At 70.4% G+C, this 19403-nt stretch carries 16 protein-coding genes; all 16 read right to left on the bottom strand.

The genetic code is table 11. The annotated features are described in order from the left end of the window. Window positions 1-12: 12 nt before the first annotated feature. Complete coding sequence (proB, locus tag ACTMTF_RS43280; RefSeq protein ID WP_441115918.1) at window positions 13-1131, bottom strand: glutamate 5-kinase; 1119 nt, start codon at window positions 1129-1131, stop codon at window positions 13-15. Window positions 1132-1175: 44 nt separating this feature from the next. Next, window positions 1176-2528, bottom strand: a complete 1353-nt coding sequence (gene obgE, locus ACTMTF_RS43275) for a GTPase ObgE (RefSeq protein WP_441115917.1) — start codon at window positions 2526-2528, stop codon at window positions 1176-1178. A gap of 167 nt (window positions 2529-2695) precedes the next feature. Continuing rightward, window positions 2696-2953 (bottom strand): 50S ribosomal protein L27, encoded by a 258-nt coding sequence (gene rpmA / locus ACTMTF_RS43270; RefSeq protein ID WP_189144684.1) that lies wholly within the window; start codon window positions 2951-2953, stop codon window positions 2696-2698. A gap of 13 nt (window positions 2954-2966) precedes the next feature. Then, the gene (gene rplU / locus ACTMTF_RS43265; protein WP_103963887.1) at window positions 2967-3269 is read right to left on the bottom strand and encodes a 50S ribosomal protein L21; all 303 of its coding nucleotides are present in this window, start codon (window positions 3267-3269) and stop codon (window positions 2967-2969) included. A 225-nt stretch (window positions 3270-3494) separates the two neighbouring features. Further along, entirely contained in the window at window positions 3495-6476 is a 2982-nt protein-coding gene (locus tag ACTMTF_RS43260; protein ID WP_441115916.1) for an Rne/Rng family ribonuclease, read from the bottom strand. A gap of 136 nt (window positions 6477-6612) precedes the next feature. Next, window positions 6613-7365, bottom strand: a complete 753-nt coding sequence (locus ACTMTF_RS43255) for a TIGR03936 family radical SAM-associated protein (RefSeq protein WP_441115915.1) — start codon at window positions 7363-7365, stop codon at window positions 6613-6615. A 176-nt stretch (window positions 7366-7541) separates the two neighbouring features. Next, the gene (locus ACTMTF_RS43250) at window positions 7542-9452 is read right to left on the bottom strand and encodes a TIGR03960 family B12-binding radical SAM protein (RefSeq protein ID WP_441115914.1); all 1911 of its coding nucleotides are present in this window, start codon (window positions 9450-9452) and stop codon (window positions 7542-7544) included. A 40-nt stretch (window positions 9453-9492) separates the two neighbouring features. Next, window positions 9493-10662, bottom strand: coding sequence for a rod shape-determining protein RodA (gene rodA / locus ACTMTF_RS43245; RefSeq protein ID WP_397003801.1), 1170 nt, complete (start codon window positions 10660-10662; stop codon window positions 9493-9495). Next, a complete protein-coding gene (gene mrdA / locus ACTMTF_RS43240; protein ID WP_441115913.1) occupies window positions 10659-12704 on the bottom strand; it encodes a penicillin-binding protein 2 in 2046 nt (681 codons plus the stop codon). Before mrdA ends, rodA begins: the two co-directional genes overlap by 4 nt. Then, window positions 12701-13171: a rod shape-determining protein MreD gene (gene mreD / locus ACTMTF_RS43235; protein ID WP_441115912.1), complete on the bottom strand. Its 471-nt coding sequence runs from the start codon at window positions 13169-13171 to the stop codon at window positions 12701-12703. The genes mrdA and mreD overlap by 4 nt, the downstream gene beginning before the upstream one ends. Continuing rightward, window positions 13168-14046 (bottom strand): rod shape-determining protein MreC, encoded by an 879-nt coding sequence (gene mreC / locus ACTMTF_RS43230; RefSeq protein ID WP_397003807.1) that lies wholly within the window; start codon window positions 14044-14046, stop codon window positions 13168-13170. The genes mreD and mreC overlap by 4 nt, the downstream gene beginning before the upstream one ends. Further along, the gene (locus ACTMTF_RS43225; RefSeq protein ID WP_397003809.1) at window positions 14046-15077 is read right to left on the bottom strand and encodes a rod shape-determining protein; all 1032 of its coding nucleotides are present in this window, start codon (window positions 15075-15077) and stop codon (window positions 14046-14048) included. Before ACTMTF_RS43225 ends, mreC begins: the two co-directional genes overlap by 1 nt. A 249-nt stretch (window positions 15078-15326) precedes the next feature. Next, the gene (gene ndk / locus ACTMTF_RS43220; RefSeq protein WP_157246518.1) at window positions 15327-15737 is read right to left on the bottom strand and encodes a nucleoside-diphosphate kinase; all 411 of its coding nucleotides are present in this window, start codon (window positions 15735-15737) and stop codon (window positions 15327-15329) included. A gap of 109 nt (window positions 15738-15846) precedes the next feature. Next, window positions 15847-17304 (bottom strand): hypothetical protein, encoded by a 1458-nt coding sequence (locus ACTMTF_RS43215; protein WP_441115911.1) that lies wholly within the window; start codon window positions 17302-17304, stop codon window positions 15847-15849. 50 nt (window positions 17305-17354) lie between these two features. Continuing rightward, entirely contained in the window at window positions 17355-17708 is a 354-nt protein-coding gene (locus tag ACTMTF_RS43210; protein ID WP_441115910.1) for a DUF4233 domain-containing protein, read from the bottom strand. Beyond that, window positions 17708-18997, bottom strand: a complete 1290-nt coding sequence (locus ACTMTF_RS43205) for a bifunctional folylpolyglutamate synthase/dihydrofolate synthase (RefSeq protein ID WP_441115977.1) — start codon at window positions 18995-18997, stop codon at window positions 17708-17710. Before ACTMTF_RS43205 ends, ACTMTF_RS43210 begins: the two co-directional genes overlap by 1 nt. Between the last annotated feature and the right edge of the window lie 406 nt (window positions 18998-19403).

The following is a 19403-nucleotide window of genomic DNA, read 5'->3' as shown; positions in this document are numbered from 1 at the left end:
CGTCGTCGGACCTCAGCTGTGGGACTCCAGTATGACGATGTCGTCACGGTGAATCAGCTCGCGTTCATATTCCGGACCGAGTGTGACGGCCAGCTCCCTGGTGGAGCGCCCGAGCAGCTCGGGGATCTCGCCGGCGTCGAAGTTGACCAGTCCGCGCGCCAGCACCCGCCCACGCGGCCCGCACAGGTCGACCGGGTCACCGGCGGCGAACTCACCCTCGACCGAGGTGACCCCGGCGGGCAGCAGCGACTTGCGCCGGGTGACGACGGCCTCGACCGCGCCCGCGTCGAGATGCAGCCGCCCGCGCCCGGTGGCCGCGTGGGCCAGCCACAGCAACCGGGTGCCCGGATGCCGGCCGCCCGGGTGGAAGAAGGTGCCGACGTCGGCCCCGGCGAGCGCCTGGGCGGCGTGCGCGGCGGCGGTCAGCATCACCGGCACGCCCGCGCCGGTGGCGATCTTGGCCGCCTGCACCTTGGTGATCATGCCGCCGGTGCCGACTCGGCCGGCGCTCCTGCCCAGCTCGACGCCGACCAGGTCCTCCGGCCCGCGGATCTCCGCCAGCCGCCGCGACCCGGCCCGGCTGGGCGGGCCGTCGTACAGCGCGTCCACGTCGGAGAGCAGCACCAGCGCGTCGGCCCTGATGAGGTGGGCGACCAGGGCCGCCAGCCGGTCGTTGTCGCCGAAGCGGATCTCGTCGGTGGCGACGGTGTCGTTCTCGTTGACGATCGGCACGATGCCGAGATCCAGCAGCCGGTCCAGGGTGCGCTGGGCGTTGGCGTGGTGGGCCCGGCGCATCATGTCGTCGGCGGTCAGCAGCACCTGCCCGACGCGCAGGCCGTACCGGGCGAAGGAGGAGGTGTAGCGGGCGACCAGCACGCCCTGGCCGACCGACGCGGCGGCCTGCTGCGTGGCGAGGTCGCGAGGTCGCGAGGCCAGCCCGAGCGGGCCGAGACCCGCCGCGATCGCACCCGACGAGACCAGCACGAGCTGCGTGCCCGCGCGCCGGCGCGTCGCGAGCACGTCCACGAGCGCGTCGACCCGGTCCACGTCGATCGTGCCCTCTGGGGTGGTGAGCGAGGACGATCCGACCTTGACGACGACCTTGGACGCTGAGCTCAGCTGTTCGCGCACGTCCAAAGCTTATCCGAGCCTTTCTGACGGCTTTGCCGCAGCGGTCACACCAGCCGGTTGTCGGAGCCGCGCGGCCCCTGCCGCACCGCCTCGGCGTTGAGCGTGGGCTGCCAGTCGAAGACGTACCCGCCCTCCATCGGCCCGATCACGACCTCCACCCCGGCGGTGGCACCGGCCTTGACCAGCTCCTGCTCCACCCCGAGCCGCTCCAGCCGGTCGGCGAGATAGCCCACGGCCTCGTCGTTGGTGAAGTCGGTCTGCCTGATCCACCGCTCCGGCTTCTCACCGGTCACCTGGAAGATGGTGTCGTTCACCCGGCGCACCTGGAACCCGGCATCACCGAGCTGCTTGGGCCTGATGACCAGCCGCGTCGGCTCCTCGACCGGCCGGTTGGCGCGGGCGGCGGCCACCCACTCCCCCATCGCGAAGGTCAGCTCGCGCAGCCCGTCGTGGGTGGCGGCGGACACGGTGAAGACCCGCAGCCCCCGCTCCTCGAACTCGGGGCGTACCAGCTCGGCCAGCTCGCGGGCGTCGGGCACGTCCGACTTGTTCAGCACGACCATGCGCGGGCGGCCTTCGAGCTTGCCGTACGCCCGCAGCTCGGCCTCGATCACCTCGTAGTCGGTGACGGGGTCGCGCCCCGGCTCCATGGTGGCGCAGTCGATGACGTGCAGCAGCATGTCGCACCGCTCGACGTGGCGCAGGAACTCGTGGCCCAGCCCCTTGCCCTCGGAGGCGCCGGGGATCAGCCCCGGCACGTCGGCGACGGTGAAGATGTGGTCGCCCGCCGTCACCACGCCCAGGTTGGGGATCAGGGTGGTGAACGGATAATCGGCGATCTTGGGCTTGGCCGCGCTCAGCGCCGCGATCAGCGACGACTTGCCCGCGCTGGGGAAGCCGACCAGCGCCACGTCGGCGACGCTCTTGAGCTCCAGCATGACGTCCAGCGCGTCACCGGGCTCGCCGAGCAGCGCGAACCCCGGCGCCTTCCGCTTGGCGCTGGCCAGCGCGGCGTTGCCGAGCCCGCCGTGCCCGCCCTGGGCGATCACGTAACGGGTCCCCACGCCCACCAGGTCGACCAGCACCTCGCCGCTCTGGGCGTCCTTGACGACGGTGCCGCTGGGCACCGGCAGGACCACGTCGCCGCCGTTGGCTCCGTCCCGGTTGGAGCCCTGGCCCTGCTTGCCGCTGTCGGCCTTGCGGTGCGGGCGGTGGTGGTACTCGAGCAGTGTGGCGGTGTTGGGATCCACTTCGAGGATCACGTCGCCGCCGCGCCCGCCGTTGCCGCCGTCGGGGCCGCCCAGCGGCTTGAACTTCTCCCGGTGCACGGAGGCGCAGCCGTTCCCCCCGTCACCGGCCCTGACATGCAGGATCACCTGGTCCACGAAGTCCGGCATTTCCGCTTCTCCTCCATCGGCCCCTGGGGGCCCTCATGCGATCCTCGCCAACGGCGAGTCCTGCCTCAAACATCAGGCGCGGCACCGGTCACGGCGCCGCGCCACAAACAGCGAAAGGGTGGATCGGCAGGCGATCCACCCTTTCTACAACCCGCGACGCGGCGTATTTACTCCGCGACGGGGACGATGCTCACGGCGCGACGACCGCGCTTGGTGCCGAACTGCACGTGGCCCGCGGACAGCGCGAACAGCGTGTCATCGCCACCACGGCCGACGTTGTCGCCGGGGTGGAAGTGGGTGCCACGCTGACGGACGATGATCTCGCCCGCGTTGACCAGCTGGCCGCCGAAGCGCTTGACGCCCAGGCGCTGAGCGTTGGAGTCGCGGCCGTTCCGGGTGGACGACGCGCCCTTCTTGTGTGCCATCTCTAACTCCCGATCAGGCCTGGTCGATACCGGTGATCTTGACCTGGGTGTACCGCTGACGGTGACCCTGGCGCTTCTTGTAACCGGTCTTGTTCTTGTACTTGAGGATGCGGATCTTGGGGCCCTTGGTCTCACCGAGAATCTCGGCGCTGACCATGAACTTGCCCGCCTCCGTGGTCACATCGCCGTCGTTGACGACGAGCACCGTCGGCAGCGAAACCGAAGAGCCGACCTCGCCGGCGACCTTGTCCACCTCGAGGACGTCACCGACGGAGACCTTCTGCTGCCTGCCGCCGCAACGAACGATCGCGTACACCGCGGAACCCTTCTACTGACTCACTGTTGCGATCCATCGGCCATCCCATGCGGAATGGCCGCTGACTCCGAATGCTGCGCCCGTCATTCGGCCCATCTGGAACCGACGAACCGTGGGGCGCGCCAACAGGGCACGTCACCTGACGCACCGGTTGTCTAGGGTACCGGATTAACGGCGCCCTAGGCGAACCGGACGATTCATCGGACAGTCCACCGAGCAGCGCTGCTACTCGCCGGACCTGGCTCGGCGGGAGCGTCGCCGCCCCCTGCCGGATGTCTGGCCGGCCTGGTCGTCCTCGGTCGGGACGTCTTCAAGCGCATCGGTCACGGTATCACGACCAGCGGAGTCCTTGGCCGCGGAAACCTTCTCCGAGACCGCCTTCTCCACTGCCATCTTGCCCTGGGTGCCACGCGGCTCGGGCTTGTGCTCGACCGGCTCCGTGGAGACGATCAGGCCGCGCCCGTTGCAGCAGTCACACGGCGTCGAGAACGCCTCCAGGAGCCCCTGACCGACCCGCTTACGCGTCATCTGCACCAGACCCAGCGACGTCACCTCGGCCACCTGGTGCTTGGTCCTGTCGCGCGCCAGGCACTCCAGCATCCGCCGCAGCACCAGGTCGCGGTTGGACTCCAGCACCATGTCGATGAAGTCGATGACGATGATGCCGCCTATGTCGCGCAACCTGAGCTGGCGGACGATCTCCTCGGCCGCCTCCAGGTTGTTGCGGGTGACGGTCTCCTCCAGGTTGCCGCCCTGGCCGGTGAACTTGCCGGTGTTGACGTCGACGACGGTCATCGCCTCGGTCCGGTCGATCACCAGGGAGCCGCCGCTCGGCAGCCACACCTTGCGCTCCATCGCCTTGCTGAGCTGCTCGTCGATCCGGTACGACTCGAACACGTCGCCCTGCTCGCCGTCCCACTTCGACAGCCGCTCGCCCAGGTGCGGCGCGACGTACTGCACGTACTCGTCGACCGTCTCCCAGGCGCCCTCACCCTGCACGACCAGCGAGGTGAAGTCCTCGTTGAAGACGTCACGGACCACCCGGACGGTCAGGTCCGGCTCGGCCGAGAGCAACTCGGGCGGGCTGGCGTTCTTGGCCTTCTTCTGGATGGCCTCCCACTGCGCCGACAGGCGGGCCACGTCGCGGGCCAGCTCCTCCTCCGAGGCGCCCTCCGCCGCCGTACGCACGATCACGCCGGCGTTCTCGGGCATGACCTTCTTCAGGATGCTCTTGAGCCGGGTGCGCTCCTTGTCGGGCAGCTTGCGGCTGATGCCGGTCATCGAGCCGTCGGGCACGTAGACCAGGTAGCGGCCGGGCAGGCTGATCTGCGAGGTCAGGCGGGCGCCCTTGTGACCGATCGGGTCCTTGGTGACCTGCACCAGCACCGACTGACCGGACTTCAGCGCCGACTCGATGCGCTTGGGCTGGCCTTCCATGCCGGCGGTGTCGAAGTTGACCTCACCGGCGTACAGGACGGCGTTGCGGCCCTTGCCGATGTCGATGAAGGCGGCCTCCATCGACGGCAGCACGTTCTGGACCTTGCCCAGGTAGACGTTGCCGACGTAGGACTGGCTGGCCTCGCGGTTGACGTAGTGCTCGACGAGGACGCCGTCCTCCAGCACCGCGATCTGCGTACGGTCGCCCGTGCGGCGCACCACCATCATCCGGTCGACGGACTCCCGGCGGGCCAGGAACTCCGACTCGGTGATGATCGGCGGACGCCTGCGGCCGAGCTCACGGCCCTCGCGGCGGCGCTGCTTCTTGGCCTCCAGCCGGGTGGAGCCACGCACGCTCTGCACGCCGTCGGTGGCGATGTCGTGCGCGGCGGCGCGTCCCGAGCGGGGCGCGCGGATGCGCACGACCGTGTTGGGCGGGTCGTCCCCGGCGGGCTCGGCGACCTCCTCGTCGGTGCCGCGCCTGCGCCTGCGGCGGCGGCGACGGGAGCCGGTGCCCTCATCCTGGGACTCCTCGGGCTGCTCCTCCTCGCCCTCCTCCTCGGTGTCCTCGCCGTCGTCGGCGTCGTCACGCTCGCGCGACTTGCCACGGCCCCGGCCACCCCTGCGGCGACGCCGGCGGCGGCTGCCGCCCTCGTCGTCCTGCTCGTCGGAGCCGTCATCGACGTCGTCCTCGGTGACGGCCTCCTCGGCTGCCTCCTCGATCACCTCGGCGACCGGCTCGGGCTGCGGCTGGGGCTGCGGCTCGGGACGCACCGGCTTGGCCTGCGTCGGGTCGGGCGCCTGGAACAACGGCGCGAAGATGGCCGCGGGCCGCTGGAAGGCCATCCCCGGGTGGTCCTGCCTGCGCACGGTCAGCCCGAACGGGTCGGCCAGCAGACTCGGCTTGTCCTCTTCGTCCAGGTCCTCCCCGGCGGGCTCGTCGTCGAGCGGCTCGTCCTCGGGCAGGATCTCCAGGATGTCCTCGTCGGCGTCGGCTGCTCCGGCCCGCTGCGCGGCCGCCTCACCGACACTGGCAGCGGCCTGCGCCGCCACCCCTTCGCCGACCTGGCCGGAGGCTGCCTGTGCGGGCTCGGCGCCCGCCAGGTCCGCCTCGGCGGCACCGGCCGACGGGCGCGTCGCGTCCTGCTCGGCCTCCGGCTTCTTCCGGGTGCGGCGCCGCTTGACGGGGGCCTCCTCAGCGGCCTGCTCGCCACCCACGGCGGCGCCGGCGTCCGCCGGGCTCTCCGCCACGCCGGTGGCGCCCGCGGCGCTGTCCGCGCCGCTCAGGGCGCTCTGCGCCCCACCGGTGACCTCGGCGGCCTCGGCGGCACTGTCCGCCGCCCCGGAAGCGGCGGCCTCCTCGGCCTTCTTGCTGGTACGGCGACGCGTCGTGGTCACGGTCGACCGGGTCCGCGCGCCACGCTTCGGCTTGTCCACCTCAACGGCGGCGGCCACGGCCTCCTCGACCCGGCTCCCCACCACCTCAGGCGTGACATCGGACGCCTCCCCGGACACGCCCGCGGGGGGCTCGTCCGGGGTTCCGGCGGCGCGCTGCGCCGCCGTGCTGGGCACGGACCGTCCCTCGGTCACCGAGGGGGCGGCCTGTGCGGCTGGAGCGGTGACCGGGGCCGAAACCGGCTGCTCGGGCAGCTCGGGTGGCGGGCCGGCCGGTCGGCTGGCCGCGCGGCGGCGCCTGGTCACCGTGGTCTGTTCTGTTGTCTCCCCGTCAGGGCCAATGGCCCCGGCGTTGGGCTCGTTCTCGTCGAGCATGCGGGCGCTCTCCCGTCAGCCCCCGGGCGCGTCGCCGCGCCGCGCAGGAGCCATCGTGTCTCGTTGTCCGCCACGCCCTCTTTCGAGGGCATGGCGCCAAGTCCTGTCAGTGGTAGCGCCCCGCGGGGCGCCTTCCTCAACCGACGTCGTGCTCACCCGCCGGTCCCGCCTCGCCGCCGCGCGTAGTCTCGCGGTCCAGGTCGAGCGGGTCGGCAAGCGCACCGGTGCTATCGTCCAGCGGCCCCTGCGCCAGCCTGGTCACCTCGGGGGGGACCGGCGGCGCGAAGTCGGCCACAAGGCGCAGCCCTGTGAGCACATCGTCGGGTCGAACGGCAGGCGTCATGTGCCGAACAACCATGCGCAGTATGACACACGACTGTCCAGCCACCTGAGCTGCAGTTCTCTCTGTTCCCTCGGGCACCGTGAGCCTCAGCACGGCCTCCCGCGCGTCGAAGCGGCGCGGACCCTTCTTCATGAGGCGCTCGACCTCCACGGTGCCGGCCGCGAGAAACTTCTCCACCGCTGTCACGGCGAGGTCGCGATCGGCATCGGGCAGGCGCACCTCCCACTCGGAGACTTCCAGGCGGTCGGCCAGCGCGCCGGGGCCGGCCTCGACAACGTCGAGCACATCCAGGCCCGGCGGCAGCGATCCGTCAAGGTCGGTCCTGACCTGCTGCGGATCGCACGGCGTCGTGACGCCGATCTCGAGGTATTCGGCTTCGCTGGCAACGCCGGTCGGCGCCGCTCCCGCGTAGGAGATCTTCGGATGAGGCGAGAAACCCGCGCTGTAGGCCACCGGAATGCCGGCACGGCGGACCGCTCTTTCGACGGCCCGCGAGATGTCGCGGTGACTGGTGAAGCGCAGGCGTCCGCGCTTGGCGTAGCGCACACGCAGGCGCTGCACCGTTGGCGCGGGCGGGGGCCCATCGGGAACAGGTTTCAGAGCCTTGTCGTCCTTCCCTTATCAGAGTTCTTTCATCCCAGGTTCCTTCAGGATATGCCGCCCCGAGGCCTGCCCGGCTCAGGATCATGTACGGCGAGACACCGGGCGCGCACTCAGAGCCGCTAGACGACGGTGAGGGGAAGAAGTTTCCTGCCGGTCGGACCGATCTGGATCTCCGTCCCCATGGTGGGGCAGACGCCGCAGTCGTAGCAGGGAGTCCAGCGGCAGTCCTCGACCTCGCCGCCGTTGACGGCCTCCTGCCAGTCCTGCCAGAGCCATTCGCGATCGAGCCCCGCGTCGAGGTGGTCCCAGGGCAGGACCTCGTTCTCCTCGCGTTCGCGCACGGTGTACCAGTCGACGTCGATGCCGGCCTTGGCCGCGGCCGCCATCCACCGCTCGTAGGAGAAGTGCTCGCTCCAGCCGTCGAACCGCCCGCCGTCCTCCCAGACGTTGCGGATGACGGCGCCGATCCGGCGGTCACCGCGCGAGAGCATGCCCTCGATGATCGACGGCTTGCCGTCGTGGTAGCGGAAGCCGATGGCCCGGCTGTACTCCCTGTCTCCCCTGAAGGAGTCGCGCAGCGCCTTGAGCCGCCTGTCGACGGTCTCGTGGTCGGTCTGACCCGCCCACTGGAACGGGGTGTGCGGCTTGGGCACGAACCCGCCGATGGAGACGGTGCAGCGGATGTCGCGCGAGCCGCTGGCCTCACGGCCCGCCTTGATGACCTTCTTGGCCAGGTCGGCGATGCCGAGCACGTCCTCGTCGGTCTCGGTGGGCAGGCCGCACATGAAGTAGAGCTTCACCTGCCGCCAGCCCTGGGAGTAGGCGGCGGTGACGGTGCGGATGAGGTCTTCCTCGGTGACCATCTTGTTGATCACCTTGCGCAGCCGCTCGGAGCCGCCTTCGGGAGCGAAGGTGAGGCCGGAGCGCCTGCCGTTGCGGGAGAACTCGTTGGCCAGGTCGATGTTGAAGGCGTCGACGCGGGTCGAGGGCAGCGACAGCGAGGTGTTGGTGCCTTCGTACTGGTCGGCCAGGCCCTTGGCGACCTCGCCGATCTCGCTGTGGTCGGCGGACGACAGCGACAGCAGGCCGACCTCGGTGAAGCCGGACTCCTTGATGCCGTTCTCGACCATGGCGCCGATCGTGGTGATCGAGCGCTCGCGGACCGGCCGGGTGATCATCCCGGCCTGGCAGAACCGGCAGCCGCGGGTGCAGCCGCGGAAGATCTCCACGCTGAACCGCTCGTGCACCGTCTCGGCCAGCGGGACCAGCGGCTTCTTCGGGTACGGCCACTCGTCGAGGTCCATGACCGTGTGCTTGTGCACCCGCCACGGCACGTCGGCCCGGTTGGGCGCGACCCGCTTGATGCGACCGTCGGGGTGATAGTCCACGTCGAAGAACTTCGGCACATAGACCCCGCCGGACTCGGCCAGCCGCATCAGCAGCTCGTCCCGCCCGCCGGGCTCGCCCTCGGCCTTCCACTCCCGGATGACCTCGGAGATGGCGATCGCGATCTGCTCGCCGTCGCCCAGCACCGCCGCGTCCAGGAAGTCGGCGATCGGCTCGGGATTGAAGGCGGCGTGCCCGCCCGCGAGCACGATCGGATCGTCCTCGCCCCGATCGGCGGCCAGCAACGGAATGCCGGCCAGATCCAGCGCGGTCAGCATGTTGGTGTAGCCGAGCTCGGTGGAGAACGACAGGCCGAGCACGTCGAAGGCGCGCACCGGCCGGTGCGCGTCGACGGTGAACTGCGGCACGCCCTCGGCGCGCATCAGCGCCTCAAGGTCGGGCCAGACCGCGTAGGTGCGCTCGGCCAGCGTCGCGGGCAGCTCGTTGAGGATCTCGTAGAGGATCGCGACCCCCTGGTTGGGCAGCCCGACCTCGTACGCGTCCGGGTACATCAGCGCCCAGCGCACGTCGGCCGCGTCCCAGTCCTTCACCGTCGAATTGAGCTCACCCCCGACATACTGGATGGGCTTCTGCACCTTCGGCAGCAGCGCTTCCAGGCGGGGAAAAATCGACTCGACAGGCATACGCCCCACACTAGCGGCGCCCGTCACGTGACCGGTACTTCTAGGCGTACGACGGCTGCCTGCGCACCCGGATCCCCTGCAGCAACCCCACCGCGATCAGATTCGCGAACGTGGCGGTGCCACCGTAGGAGACGAAGGGCAACGGCAGGCCGGTGATCGGCATGATGCCGATCGTCATCCCCACATTCACGAACATCTGGAACGCGAACCAGCACACGATCGTGCCCGCGACCAGCGTCCCGAACCTGTCCTCACACTGCCTGGCGATCTTCAGCCCGCGCAGCAGGACCACGCCGAGCAGCAGCACGACCGTCGCCGCCCCCAGGAAGCCGAACTCCTCGCCCGCCACGGTGAAGATGAAGTCGGTGTGCTGCTCCGGCACGAACCGGCCGGTCGTCTGCCCGCCGCCCAGCAGACCTTTGCCGAACAGTTGCCCGGAGCCGATCGCGATGAGCGACTGCGTGCTGTTGTAGCCGACCCCGCGCGGGTCGACGTTCGGGTCGAGGAAGGCGGTGAACCGCGCGAGCTGGTACGGCTCCAGCATCTCGAAGTAGAAAACGCTGAACACCCCGGCCGCGCCGACCAGCGTCAGCAAGGCGATGACCCGCTTGCGTACTCCCGAGATCATCAGCGCGGAGGCCGAGATCGCCGCCAGCACCAGCGCGGTGCCGAGGTCGGGCTGCAGCATGACCAGCGCCAGTGACATCGCCGCCACCACCAGCGCCAGCAGCACGTCGAGGCCGCGCGGCCGATCTGTGCCCTCGACCGGCTGGGCGAGCAGCATGGCCGTGATCAGCAGCAGGCCGACCTTGGCGAACTCCGAGGGCTGCACCGCGAACCCGCCGCCCAGCAGGATCCACGAGTGTGAGCCGTTGATCGTCGCCCCCAGCGGCGTGAGCACCAGGCCCAGCCCGATCAGCGAGACCAGGAACACCAGCGGCGCGTACGCCCGCACCGCCCGATGGTCCATCATCGAGACCGCGGCGCACAGGAACACGCCGATGCCCTGGTTGAGCAGGTGCTTCTTCAGCAGCCCCGTGGAGCCGGGGGCCCACGTCCTGGTCGACGACCACACCAGCAGAGCGCCGATCACCGACAGCGCGATGACCGCGACCAGCAGCACCCCGTCCAGCCGCCACACGATCGACTCCGGGCCGAACGCCCGCCGGGCGAGCGAGCGCCGCCTCCCCCTCAGCGCCCCGGTGGTCATTCCCTGATCACCGTTCCGTCGGGAGCGAACTTCGGCAGCTTCGACACGGGCCTGCCGTCCGGCAGCGCGGCCGGCCTCTTGATGCCGAAGATGCCCTCGTAGATCGCGCGGGCGGCGGGGGCGGCGGTCTGGGCGCCCATCCCGCCTTGCGAGACCATGACGACCACGACGAAGCGCGGGTTCTTGGTGGGCGCGAAGGAGGCGAACCAGGAGGTGTCCTGCTTGCCCCAGACCTCCGCCGTACCGGTCTTGCCGCCGATGCGCACCTTGTCCATCGGGAAGCCGCTGAACGCCCCGGCCGCGGTACCGTCGGAGGCCACCTGGCTCAGCGCGTTCTTGATGTAGAGCCGCTCGTTCTCCTTGAGCGGCAGCTTGCCCACCACCGGCACGGGGACCTTCTTGACCACCTTGCCGTCCGGTCGCACCAGCGCCCACCCGATGCGCGGGCTGCGCACCTGGCCGTCGGTCACCAGCGCCGCGTACGCCCGGGCGAGCTGCAGCGGCGTCACCAGCACGTCACCCTGCCCGATGGAGAAGTTGGCCGAGTCACCGGGCCGCAGCACGAAGCCTTCGGTGCAGTTCTCGTGCGCCAGGCGCTTGAGGAAGGCCGCCCGCGCGGCGTCTTTCACCTCCGGATAGCCGGTGCTCGCGCGCTTGCAGTTGGTGGCGCTGGTCTGCGCCCACATCTCCTTCTTCCAGCGGCGGTCGGGGATGCGCCCCGCCGACTCCCCCGGCAGGTCGATCCCGGTCGGGCTGCCGAACCCGAATTTCCTGGCCGTGTTGGCGAACACCTCCTGGGCGTTCTTCTTCGGGGTGCGGCCGCCGTCGCGCAGATACTGCTCGAAGGCCGCCCGGTAGAAGATCGTGTCGCACGACTTCACCAGCGCCAGGTGCAGCGACAGCGTGCCGAGAGGGATGCCGCGGAAGTTGTTGAAGGCCCGGCCGCCCACGTTGACCGAGCCGGGGCAGCTGTACTTCCCGTTCAGCGGGTAGCCGGCCCGCAGCATCGACGCCACCGACGACACCTTGAACGTCGAACCGGGCGCGAACTGGCCGTTGATCGCCCGCGACACCAGCGGCTTGCCCGACTTGTCCGACAGCAGGTGGCGGTACATCCGCTCGGAGATGCCGCCCGCCCAGACCGCCGGGTCGTAGTCGGGGGCACTGGACAGCGCCAGCACCCGCCCGGTCCGCGGATCGAGCACCACCGCGGCGCCGCCGTCGGCGTGCGGCGCGGACTTCATCGCCTTCTGCAGCGCCTGCTCCGTCACGGCCTGGATGCGGGCGTCGATGCTGGTCACGAGGTGATCCCCGGCGACCGGCTCGACCTCCTGCTCCACGCCGAGGGCCTTGCCCATCCGGTCCACCTGCACCCGGCGCAGCCCTGCCTTGCCCCGCAGCTCCTCGTCGTAGACGTACTCGATGCCGTCGCGCCCGGCCAGGTCCACACCGGAGAACGTGGCCTTCAGCCCGACGCGCTTCTCCAGCTCGTCCTGGGTGACCGGAGACAGGTAACCGAGCATCTGCGCGCCCGCCCGGCCGCCCGGATACTCCCTGACCGCATGGATCTCCGCCGAGATCCCGGGAAACTCCTCCTGCCGCTCCAGGATCTGCAGCGCCTCACGGGTGTCGACCTTCTCGTCGAGCGGAACCGGTTGGTACGGGGAGCCGGTCCAGCAGGGCTTGGGCACCTTCGGCCCGCAGGGCGTGATCCGCTTGGTCAGGTGGGCGACCGGCCTGCCGAGCACCTGCGACAGCTTGCTCAGCACCTTCAGCCCCTGGTCCTTCATCCTGGTGAGGCCGGTCCGGTCCACCGAGACGACCAGCGCGGTCTTGTTGCGCACCAGCGGCCGGCCCGACGAGTCGAGGATCTGCCCCCTGACGGCCGGCACGATCACGACTCTCGTCCTGGTCTCGGTCGCCCGATTCACCAGCTCCGGCCCGCGTACGACCTGAACCTGCCACAGCCGTACGGTCAGCGCCGCGAGCAGGATCAGCACCAGCGCCTGCAGCACGATCAACCTGGTCCGCATCCTGGTCATATCGTGTACCTCGGCTGCTGCTGCCCGGCGCGCGCGGTCAGCCAGATCACCACGGGAGCCAGCACGAGTGTGTACACGACGGTCACGGGCACCTGCTCGGTCAGCGTGCTGACCGTCACCCTCGGATCGGAGAGCAGTCCGCCGACCGCCGCGGCCAGCACCGGCGCGAGCAGCACGCACAGCACGACGGTGGTGACCCGGCCGCCCGCCCCACGCCCCGCCAGGTAGCCGACCAGCGCGAAGACGAACGCGTACAGCCCCGCCAGATGCGCCGTCGGCGGCACGACGTCCACCAGCAGCCCCGTGCAGAACCCGATCACCGCCCCGGCCGCCGGCCCGCGCAGCAGCGCCACGCCCACCACGGCCAGCAGCACCAGGTCCGGCGCGCCCCCGGCCGGCAACGGCAGCCGGTTCACCAGCATGACCTGCGCCAGCACCGCCGCGACTATGACCACGGCCCCTGTCATCGAGCTCCCTCCCTGCGCGGCAGCACCGCGTCCCTCGGGTCACGCGCGGGGCCCCGCACCACCACGCCGACCACGTCCAGCGCCGTGAGGTCCGCGAACGGCTTGGCGTAGGCGATCCTGGTCAGCGCGCCCGGCGTCGCCTCCACCCGTTCGATCACCCCGATCGGCACCCCCGGCACGTACGGAGCGCCATGATGCGAGCCGAAGCTGACCAGGCGCCCGCCTCTGGTCATCGGCGCCGTCGAGTCGAGCAGCCGGAAGCGCAGGAGCCGGCCGTTCTCCCCCACCCCGTGCACGACGCCGATCTCCTGCCCGCCCTCCAGCCGCGCGCCCGCCGCGGACGCCGGGTCGCTCAGCAACACCACGGTCGACGTACGACTGGACGCGCGGACGACCCGGCCGATCAGCCCGTCGCCGTTGAGCACGGTCATGTCGGCGCGCACGCCGTCATCCGTGCCGGCGTCAAGCTCGATGGCGTCCTCGAAGCCCGGCTCGCCGCGCCTGGCGATCACGTTGGCCGGGAGGACTTGGTAGCCACCGAGCCCGGCGAGTCCCAGCAGCCGCCTGAGCTCGGTGGAGCGGGTCTCGTCGAGCTTGTTGGCCGCCAGGCCGGCGCGCAGCTTGGCGTTCTCCTTCTTGAGCCGCTCGATGTCCTCACGGGCGTGCGGAGCGGTGACGACCCCGTGCACGAACCCGCCCACGGAACGGGTCACGGCTCCGCCCACCTGCTCCGCCGTACCGAACACCCACGCACCGGCGGCGCGCAGCTGGCGCATCGGCGAGCCCTCGCCGGTGCGGTGGTCCACGGTCAGGATGACCAGCGCCGCCGTCAGTAGCATTCCCAGGATCAGCCGTGCGTGGCGCGAGTCCCTCATCAGCGTCGCGACTCCGGCACCAGCACCTGCTGCAGCGCCTCGAAGTCCTCCACACATCTGCCCGAGCCGAGCGCGACGGAGTCGAGCGCGTTCTCCACCAGATGCACCGGCATGCCCGTTTCCGCCTTGACCCGCTCGTCCATGCCCCTGAGCAGCGCGCCGCCGCCCGTGAGGGCGATGCCGCGGTCCATCAGATCGCCGGACAGCTCCGGCGGGCATCTGTCGAGCGTCGTCTTGACCGCGTCCACGATCGCGTTGACCGGCTCCTCGGTGGCCTTGCGGATCTCCTCGCCGGACACCACGATCGTCTTGGGCAGGCCGCTGACCAGGTCACGCCCACGGATCTCGGCATGCGCGTCACCGTCACAGGGGAAGGCCGAGCCGATCGCCATCTTGATCTCCTCAGCGGTGCGCTCGCCGAGCATGAGCGAGAACTCCTTCTTCACGAAGGTGATCACCGCCTGGTCCAGCTCGTCGCCGCCGACCCTGATCGACTGGCTGGTCACCACGCCGCCCATGGAGATGATCGCCACCTCGGTGGTGCCGCCCCCGATGTCCACCACCATGTTGCCGGTCGGCTCGTGCACCGGCAGGCCGGCCCCGATCGCCGCGGCCATCGGCTCCTCGACGATGTAGACCTTGCGCGCCCCCGCCTGGTAGCCCGCCTCCTTGACGGCCCGCTGCTCCACGCTCGTGATGCCGCTGGGCACGGCGATGATGATGCGCGGCTTGGCGAAATGACGCCGTTTGTGCACGCGCTGGATGAAATATCGCAGCATTCGCTCGGTGACGTCGAAGTCGGCGATCACCCCGTCCTTGAGCGGTCGTACGGCGACGATGTTGCCGGGCGTCCGGCCGATCATGCGTTTGGCCTCGATGCCGACCGCGACGATCCTGCCGCTGGCGGTGTTGATCGCGACGACCGACGGCTCGTTGAGCACGATGCCGCGACCGCGGACGTAGACCAGTGTGTTTGCGGTGCCGAGATCGACCGCCATGTCACGGCCGAGAAAGGCGAGCTTGCTGCCCATGGGGAACGGAGCCTTCCGTGACGTCGTTCGCCGAATGACTACGGATCGAATTCGAATCGTAACGTGACGTACCCACCAGGCCACGCAATGAGCCCGTGTGCCCCACAAAATTCTCGCGCCCCTCAGCCAACTCCACCTTTGCCCGGAATGCGTCAGCTGGGCAGTTCTCGGCCGAAAACGAGAAGTGCCCGCTCGGCACGAGGCCGGCGGGCACCACATACGGCGGGGAGAGCGTGCTCCCCGCGAGGATCAGAAGCGGTCGGGGAAGAAGATCTTGATCTCCCTGGCGGCCGACTCGGGCGAGTCGGAGCCGTGGACGACGTTCTCACCGATCTCGAGGGCGTGGTCGCCGCGGATCGTGCCGGGAGCGGACTTGACCGGGTCGGTGAGACCGGCCAGCGCGCGGAACGCCTCGACGGCCCGGGGACCCTCGAGCACCAGCGCGACCAGCGGGGCAGAGGTGATGAACTCGACGAGCTCGCCGAAGAACGGCCGCTCGGAGTGCTCGGCGTAGTGCGCCTTGGCGGTGTCGACGTCGAGGGTGCGCAGGTCCATCGCCACGACCTTGAGGCCCTTGCGCTCCACACGGGCGATCACGTCGCCGATGAGGCCGCGCTTGACCCCGTCGGGCTTGATCAGGACAAGAGTGCGCTCAGACACGTGGGATTCTCCTTTGAGATGGTCGCGGCCGGCTCTGAGGAACGCCCCGCCGCGTCGCTGAAACTGCGGCTCAGCTTACCGTCCCGCGGCGGTCCTCCAGTTTCGGCTCCTACGCCGGGGCGCCGTCCTCCGGCGACTGCGCGGGCGCCGGCACCGAGGAGACCGCACTGTTCTCCCGTACGTCATCGCGCCGCACGCCGTCGGCCTCCTCCGTGGCGCGGGCACGGCGGGACAGCACCGCGGCCAGGACGATCACCACCACCACGAGGAACCCACCCACCAGCGCCCACAGGTGCAGCGCGGAGACGAAGCCGTCGACGAGCTCCTGCGCCGAGCTGACGCCCCGCACCATCGTCAGCTGCACACCGGTGCCCAGCAGATAGCCGGCGAGCACGGCGGGCAGGCACAACGCCAGCGCGAACATCGCCGCCCCCACCCCCGCCTGGCCGGACGCCGCCGTGAACGCCGCAGTCAGCGCCGCCGTGAGCGCCACCGCCGCGCCGACCGCGAGCAGGGCGAACGGCACGACCAGCACCAGGCCCTCCGGCGACGGCGTCAGGAACCGCACCGAGGAGAGCCCCGCCACCATCGCCAGCAGGCCGAGCGACGTGACCCACCTGTTCGAGGCGGCGAACCGCCGCACCAGGACCGCGGCCGCCACCGCCGCCAGCCCCGCCACACAGAACGGCAGCCACAGCCCCGACAGACCGGGCCCGCCGAGCCCGCGCATCTCCACGTACGTCACCTGAGCGATGCTGGGCAGCAACACCACCCCGACGGCCACCATCGTGTACGACAACGCGCGGCTCTCGCGACTGCCCGTGGACGCCAGCGCGAGCAGCCCCGCGATGGCCAGCACGGCCAGCAGGATCACCAGGTCGGCACGCCAGTCCTGGCTCGCGGTGCTGATCGCGAGCACCGCGATGCCGGCCGCCGGCGCGGTGGCCTTCAGCAACCGGCCGCGCTCCTGGAAACGCACGCCCGGCGCCGCGGGCCGCCCGGCGGCCATCCACAGCACGAAGTAGACGGCGGCGAGCGCGAGCGCGATGCCGGTCAGCAGCGGGAACGGCTGCAGCGTGACCTGCCAGCGCGTCACCCCGTCGAGCGGCCACAACGCCAGGGCCTGGGCGCCCAGCAGGCTCAGCGCCAGCATGCCGGCCCACAGGCCGCGCAGCACGGGCGCCCGATCCCAGACGGCGAACAGCGTGGCGGGCAGCAGCAGCCCCGCACCGATGCCGTGCGCCACGCGCAGCACGCCGACCACGAAGACCGACCCGGCGTAACCACCCGCCGCGTCAGCGACGGCCAGCAGCGCCAGCCCGCCGAGCAGGAGATGAGCGGCCTTGACCCGGCGCAGCGCCATGGCGGCGAGCGGGACGGTCAGCATCATCGCCGGAAGGGCGAGCCCGTGGGCCCGCATCAGCTCCACGCGGTCGATCCCGTCGGGCAGCAGAGCCGCGACGACGGACACGGTGTTGGGGATGGCGACGATCGCCAGCGGCAGCGCAGCCACGATGAGCAACGCGAGCACGGCATCGGAGAACCACCCGAGCCTCGCGCCGGACACAGCGGCATCCGCGGACCGATGATTTGAGGGGACGGCCATGAGGCTCGACTTTAGCGGGAAGTCACGCCCTCGACACGGCGAGCGACGAATATCGCGGTGATCCACAACGCCGTGAAGAGCGCACCCAGGAAGAACATCGCCGACACCATGAACCCTGTGCAGATCGCCAGGACCTGCACGACACTGCCCATGATGTACCCGGCCGGGCGCTTGAGCAGCCCCGCCGCCACCACGCACAGCACGGCCAGCCCGATGCCGACCGTCACCGCCAGCGCCGGCGCGACCCCGCCGACGGAGATCGCCACCGGAGTCACCAGCGCGGCGACGATCGCCTCCATCCCGAGCACGCTCGACCCCAGCCTGCGCATGCCCGGCGTGACCTGGAACGACAGCAGCGAGCCCATCAGGAGCCTTCCGCCTTCAGCAGATGGCGGGCATCCCCCGCCGTGACCACGGACCCGGTGATCAGCACCCCGGTCCCGCTGAACTCCCCTTCGGCGTCGGCCATGCCGATCGCCTGGTCGATGGCCTCGTCCAGCCGCTCCACGACATGCACCCGGTCCTCACCGAAGAGCGGCACGGCCAGCGCCGCCAGCTCGCCGGGAGACAGGGACCTGGGCGACGAGTTACGCGTGACGACGATCTCGTCGACCATCGGCTCCAGCAACTCCAGCAGCCCGTCGACATCCTTGTCCGACATGACTCCCATGACGGCGATGACCTTGGCGAAGCCGAACGCCTCCTGCAGCGACTCCAGAGTCGCCTCCATGCCACCCGGATTGTGCGCTGCGTCCACCACGACGGTCGGATTACGGCGTACGACCTCCATCCGGCCGGGCGAGGTCACCTGAGCGAAAGCCTGCCGCACCAGCTCCACGTCCAGCGGATCGTCACCGCCGGTCAGCGCCTCCACCGCGGCCAGCGCGCACACCGCGTTGCTCGCCTGATGGGTGCCGTAGAGCGGCAGGAACACGTCGTCGTACACGCCCTTCAAGCCCCGCAGGGTCAGCAGCTGGCCGCCCAGCGCCACCTCACGGCTCAGTACGCCGAACTCCAGCCCCTCACGGGCCACCACCGCGCCCTCTTCGGCGGCCCGCCGCATCAGCACCTCGGCGGCGGGCAGCTGCTGCTGCGCCAGCACGGCGGTGCTGCCGGCCTTGATGATGCCCGCCTTCTCGCCCGCGATGCTCGGGATGTCGGGCCCCAGCCGGTCGGTGTGGTCCAGCGAGATCGGGGTGATGACGGCCACGGTCCCGTCGGCGACGTTCGTGGCGTCCCAGGAGCCGCCCATGCCGGCCTCGACGACCGCCACATCGATCGGCGTGTCGGCGAAGGCGGCGAAGGCCATGGCCGTGAGGAGCTCGAAGAACTGGATCCGCCGCCCCTGCGTGTCGGCCAGCTCGACGTAGGGTGCGATCTCCTCATAAACCTCGGCGAAACGCTCCTCGCTCAGCGGCTCACCGTCGACCGTGATCCGCTCGCGCATCGACTCCAGGTGCGGGCTCGTGAAGCGGCCCACCCGCAGATTGCGCTCCTTGAGCAGGGCCTCGGTCAGTCGCGCCGTGCTCGTCTTGCCGTTGGTGCCCGCTATGTGAATGACGGGATAGGCCCGCTGCGGGGAGCCGAGCAGATCCACCAGGGCCGCGATCCGGTCCAGCGTCGGCTCGAAATCCCACTCGACGCCACGCTCCATGATCGCGCGTTCAACCGCACGAAAGTCCACCCCTCAACCCTACTGACCACCGCGACCGCTTCCCACGCGGGGCGACGCAGGGTGGCGGGGCGAGGCAGGGTGGCGGGTCGGCGTCAGGTGGCGGTGCGAGGTCGGATGGCATGGGGATGCGGGCGTGTCTTGGGGATTTGCGGAGGGCTTCGAGGGCTGGGGAACGCAAAATAGGGGGTCCCCATGCCTCGTAGGCTGGGAACCCCCTAATTTCCAGGTGGCACCGCCGCAAGGCGTGGCCTTCCTGTCATACGTGCGTCTCACGTCCGTAGACGTGAGAATTCTGCGGAAATGCAGGTAGGGCCCCGACAGCCAAAGTGTCGGAGCCCTACCTGAAAGATTGTCCGGCGGTGACCTACTCTCCCACACCCTCCCG

The organism is Nonomuraea sp. ZG12, from assembly GCF_052068115.1.
Taxonomy (GTDB): domain Bacteria; phylum Actinomycetota; class Actinomycetes; order Streptosporangiales; family Streptosporangiaceae; genus Nonomuraea.
The sequence above is the reverse complement of the archived record's forward strand: the minus strand, read 5'-3'. Positions and strand labels throughout refer to the sequence as shown.

Coding starts and splice junctions, on each gene's coding strand:
- obgE (WP_441115917.1), bottom strand. CDS start 2,528: ATGCCGGACTTCGTGGACCAGGTGATCCTGCATGTCAGGGCCGGTGAC.
- rpmA (WP_189144684.1), bottom strand. CDS start 2,953: ATGGCACACAAGAAGGGCGCGTCGTCCACCCGGAACGGCCGCGACTCC.
- ACTMTF_RS43260 (WP_441115916.1), bottom strand. CDS start 6,476: ATGCTCGACGAGAACGAGCCCAACGCCGGGGCCATTGGCCCTGACGGG.
- ACTMTF_RS43250 (WP_441115914.1), bottom strand. CDS start 9,452: ATGCCTGTCGAGTCGATTTTTCCCCGCCTGGAAGCGCTGCTGCCGAAG.
- rodA (WP_397003801.1), bottom strand. CDS start 10,662: ATGACCACCGGGGCGCTGAGGGGGAGGCGGCGCTCGCTCGCCCGGCGG.
- mrdA (WP_441115913.1), bottom strand. CDS start 12,704: ATGACCAGGATGCGGACCAGGTTGATCGTGCTGCAGGCGCTGGTGCTG.
- mreD (WP_441115912.1), bottom strand. CDS start 13,171: ATGACAGGGGCCGTGGTCATAGTCGCGGCGGTGCTGGCGCAGGTCATG.
- mreC (WP_397003807.1), bottom strand. CDS start 14,046: ATGAGGGACTCGCGCCACGCACGGCTGATCCTGGGAATGCTACTGACG.
- ACTMTF_RS43225 (WP_397003809.1), bottom strand. CDS start 15,077: ATGGGCAGCAAGCTCGCCTTTCTCGGCCGTGACATGGCGGTCGATCTC.
- ACTMTF_RS43210 (WP_441115910.1), bottom strand. CDS start 17,708: ATGGGCTCGCTGCTGTCGTTCCAGGTCACGCCGGGCATGCGCAGGCTG.
- ACTMTF_RS43205 (WP_441115977.1), bottom strand. CDS start 18,997: ATGGAGCGTGGCGTCGAGTGGGATTTCGAGCCGACGCTGGACCGGATC.